Here is a 4498-nt window from a genome sequence, read left to right as displayed (position 1 = left end):
CAGTGCGCCCTTTATGGCTCTGGATATGAACTGGGCAACCGATTCGCAAATTGGATTCGGACATATTGCTAATATGATCCATTCCGCTTATGAAGATGGACGCTTTCCGTGGTACACTTCTCCACGCACAAATCGTGTAAATCTGCATCATAAGTCTAAAACCGGACTTTCGCTTCTTCCATACACTGCCTGGCAGCATTATTTAATTCACGGAAATAAAGAGATGCTCGCAGAAATATATCCGGGAATGAAGAAGAACATTCAGTGGTGGATAACCGATCGTGATGCGGACGGTGATGGTTTGTTTGTTATCGATCATCAGCTTGAAACCGGAATGGACGATCTTTCCCGCTTTGATGACAACGATCCGACCTTGCGGTATGATGCAATCGACGCAACAAGTTATGCTTATGCAAATATGCTGGCTGTTTCCAATATGGCTCGTGTTCTTGGGAAAAATGACGATGAAAAATTCTTCAAAGATTATGCAGAAAAAACAAAGAATGCAGTAAATTCTATGCTCTGGAATGCAGAAAATAAAAGTTATCGAGACAGGCATCCTGACTCAAAAGAGCTTTCCAAAACAATGTGCATCACCACTTTCTATCCATTCTTTGCAGGAATCGGAACCAAGCAAAATCTCGATGTTTTCAGGAAGTATCTTCTAAATCCCGATCAGTTTCAGCTTCCGTATCCTGTGCCTGCACTTCCCAAAGATGATCCGAACTTTGATCCGACAGGTTTCTGGGAAGGACCTTCTTGGCCTGCTGCCACTTCGCATATTTTAGAAGCTTTCGCAACTTCCGCCAAAACTCTCGACCGTTCTCTACTTCCCGATGCAGCCGAACTTATCAAACTTGCTGCCAAGAAACATCTTCAACCGCGAGCAGATTTCTTTGAACGCTACAATCCACTTACCGGAGAGCCGCTTAGCCATTTCCGCGATTATATGCATTCCTGGTGGATAGATATTATTATCAGGCATATTGTCGGATTTGAACCGCAGGAAGATGGACATATCAAGATCGATCCGTTGCCGATGGGACTGGATTATTTCCTGCTGGAAAATGTAAATTATCGCGGAAGGAATATTTCAATCGTCTGGCAGTCACCGGATAAACCGAAACAATATGGGAAATATCCGATGGGTTATTCAGTTTATGTTGACGAAAAGCTTATTCATAATGATAAGAAACTTGAGAGATGGGTGAAGGAAGAATGAAATGGAAACCGTTAAAACGGTTATGGTTTAGCGTGGTGTGTTCTGTTTACCACCAGTTGAAACTGGTGGTTAATGCAAGGAATATTTTGCCAGAAAAGAAAAGGATTAGTGATAGTATGATCGTTAAATCTTATCATATTAACCACCTGCTTTTTAACCTGCGAAATCTACAGGATATTTCATCAGGTTAGCTGGTGGAGTCAAAAAAAGGAAAAAACATGAAAGAAGAATTAAAAGACAAATTATTTCAGGAAGGAAATGAATCGTTTTCATTTGGGATAATTCTTTTAGGAAACATTGCCTTTTTACTCAATTGGGGAATCGGCTTTGTATTGCTTATGCCATTCAGGGTTAATGGAATACCGATAGTCTCGTGGATTTACCTGATAATCCTGATTATCGTTCAAATATCTTTGAAAAAGCTTAATTGCACTTCCTGCTATTATTATGGGAAATCGTGCTATCTTGGCTGGGGAAAATTAGCTGCATTATGTTTCAAGCAGGATTCTGGAAATCAGGAAAAAGGTATGAAGCTTGCTATTTCTTATGTTCTTCAATTACCAATTATTTTGATTGCAACTTTAATTGCAGGATTTATTTATGGCTTTAATACTTTAAATATAATTCTGCTTATTATTTTTGTGATAATCAACATACTCCAAGGAGCAGTTTTAAGAAAGAAAGCCTGTACAGTTTGTAAATCTCGATTTATCTGTAAAGGAAGTGCTGCCCCCAAATAGGATTATTCTTTAAATAACCGTTTCAACGGTTTACAAAATGAGCTGATATGAAAAAAGAAAACCTGATAAAGCATTACAAAGCAATCTATAAAAAATCCCCAGCTTACATTATCCGTGCACCGGGCAGAGTAAACCTCATCGGTGAACACACAGATTACAACGACGGATTCGTGCTTCCCATTGCCATCGATAGATACACAAATATGCTTGTTTCCAAAAACGATGATAGAAAAATTCGACTCTATGATCTGAAATACAAAGAAAAGGAAAAATTTGATTTAGCTAACATCAGAAAATCCCAACAAAAGAAATGGAGTAATTACCAGCGCGGAATTGCAAAAATTCTTCTCGATGCAGGATATAAGATCGGTGGAATGGATATTCTAATCTTTGGCGAAGTTTCCGAAGGAGCAGGGCTTTCATCTTCCGCTTCGATTGAAATTGCAACATTGCTTTCTTTCAAAGAATTATACGATTTAGAGATCAAACCTCTTGAGATGATCACACTTGCCCGAAAAGCAGAAAACGAATTTGTAGGCGTTCAATGCGGAATAATGGATCAATTTACTTCCCTGCTTTCCAAAGAAGGCAATGCACTTTTTATAGATTGCAGAAATCTGAAATATCAATATGTACCGTTATCAATTAAGGGTTATTCGTTCCTTGTATGTAATTCGATGAAGAAAAGAAAATTGGCAGATTCTTCTTACAATGAAAGAAGGCAGGAATGCGTAGAAGCGGTAAAAATTCTTCAAAAAAATCTTCCTGGAATTACATTTTGTAGAGATATTTCTATAAATAATTTTGAAAAATACAAATCCTTCCTTCCTGAAAAAATAAAGAAAAGAGTCGAGCATGTTGTTTTTGAGAATGATCGAGTACAAAAAGCTGTAAAAGTTCTGAAAAAAGGAAATGCAAAAGCTTTTGGTGAATTAATGTATCAATCCCACAAAAGCTTAAAAGAACTTTATGAAGTCAGCACCAAAGAACTTGATTTGCTGGTGGAAATCGGAAAGGATGAACCTGGAGTTCTTGGTGCGAGGTTGACGGGAGCAGGTTTTGGGGGGTGTGTAATTTACTTGGTAAAAGATTCCTGTATTGAAAATCTGAAAGCAAATATTTTGGATGTGTATTCAAAAAAAACGGGACTTATCCCGCAGTTTTATAAAGTTGTTCCGTCTGATGGAGCAATATCGCAAAAATCGAGACTCGAGTTCAGAGGAGCGTAGCGAAACTGGGCTTGAGGAGGAAGTCGGCATCCTGAATTCCAGTCTGCTGGAACTGGGCTTGAGGGAGGAAGTGCGTTCTGAAGTCCAGTCAAAACGCCTGAAGTCCAGTCTGCTGAAGCTGGACTTGAGACAGATGTTTGCATTCTTTTGTTCTGAACTCCACCACGAATAAATCCGTTGTGAAGTCCAGTCCAATAATTATAGGAGAATAATGAATATTCTAAAATTACTTGAACGCGACGATAAATGGTATCTCGGTGGTGGAGATTCGCTTGTTTTCACACCGCTTTTTCCACAGTGGCTGCACATTCCCGGGTTGTGGGATGGAGCGCATTTTTATAACATTCCGCTAAAACCGCTTTATACAATTTCATTTCTTTCAAAAGATGGAAAAGAACTCAAACCCAAATTGATCGATACAAAATGGGATCCGTCCAAACTGATAAGAAGATTTTCCTTAACAAACGATCTTACGTTCATCGAAACAGATGTTCTGCTTCCCAATGATTCATTTTCCACTACTTTGAAGTTTGAAGGAAAAAGTCAGGGAATCGATGTGATTTTGTGGACAGCCCAAGCAAATGATCAAAACGAAAAAACGCTTTCTTTTTTCCATAGAAGAGAATGGAATTTTGTTTAATCGAGAAAATAAATTACGAGGTGAATATCCCTTCAATTTTTCAATGTTTCTCGGAATGGAACATTCTTCTTATTCCGTAAATCTTTCCGAATACACAGTAAATCAGCCCAAATTTGAGTACACTCCGTTTTATGAGAAATTTGTTGGAAAGCTTCCCGATGAAATTCATAATAAAGGAATTAATCCTGACGGATTGCTCTATTTTGGTTTTCATCAGAATTTGAAAATAACAGAGAATACAGAAGTAAAGATTTTCCTTTCAGTCGCAAAAAATTCCAAAAAAGCAAAAGAAATTTTTAATGAATCTTTCAATACTATTAATCCAATAAAAGAAAGTGAAAGGAATTGGCAAAAATTTTTTAATTCCGTTCCGCATTTTGAATGTTCCGATAAATTTATCGAAAAATATTATTGGTATCGTTGGTTTGGACTGCGACTTTTTATGATGAAAGATTCATATTCCTATCCCTGTGTTTGCGAAGGTCCTGCCTATTTTCGAATGCCTATTTCCTATTCTGCTCAATGTCATATGCTGGAAACACGTTGGATGGATAACCCAAAAGTTGCAGAAGGCAGTTTCCTGAACTTCGTAAAAAATCAGAACCAAAACGGCAGTTATCCGGGAAATTTATATCCAATCGATATTGATAGAAAGAGCTTTTATCAT

General features: G+C 37.8%; 5 protein-coding genes. All 5 read left to right on the top strand.

All coding sequences use genetic code 11. The features are described 5' to 3' along the window. On the top strand, positions 1-1222 hold a 1222-nt coding region (locus ENL20_12285), incomplete at its 5' end, for a hypothetical protein (GenBank protein HHE39331.1). Between the two features lie 218 nt (positions 1223-1440). Further along, the gene (locus tag ENL20_12280; protein HHE39330.1) at positions 1441-1962 is read left to right on the top strand and encodes a hypothetical protein; all 522 of its coding nucleotides are present in this window, start codon (positions 1441-1443) and stop codon (positions 1960-1962) included. 47 nt (positions 1963-2009) lie between these two features. Then, positions 2010-3191 (top strand): galactokinase, encoded by a 1182-nt coding sequence (locus tag ENL20_12275; protein ID HHE39329.1) that lies wholly within the window; start codon positions 2010-2012, stop codon positions 3189-3191. 211 nt (positions 3192-3402) lie between these two features. Next, on the top strand, positions 3403-3831 hold the full coding sequence (locus ENL20_12270) for a hypothetical protein (protein HHE39328.1): 429 nt from the start codon (positions 3403-3405) through the stop codon (positions 3829-3831). After that, positions 3824-4498 (top strand): hypothetical protein (locus ENL20_12265; protein ID HHE39327.1); only part of this gene is annotated, 675 nt, incomplete at its 3' end. The genes ENL20_12270 and ENL20_12265, both read left to right, overlap by 8 nt.

Source organism: Candidatus Cloacimonadota bacterium (assembly GCA_011372345.1).
Lineage (GTDB): Bacteria > Cloacimonadota > Cloacimonadia > Cloacimonadales > TCS61 > DRTC01.
This window is presented reverse-complemented; position numbering and strand designations above follow the sequence as displayed.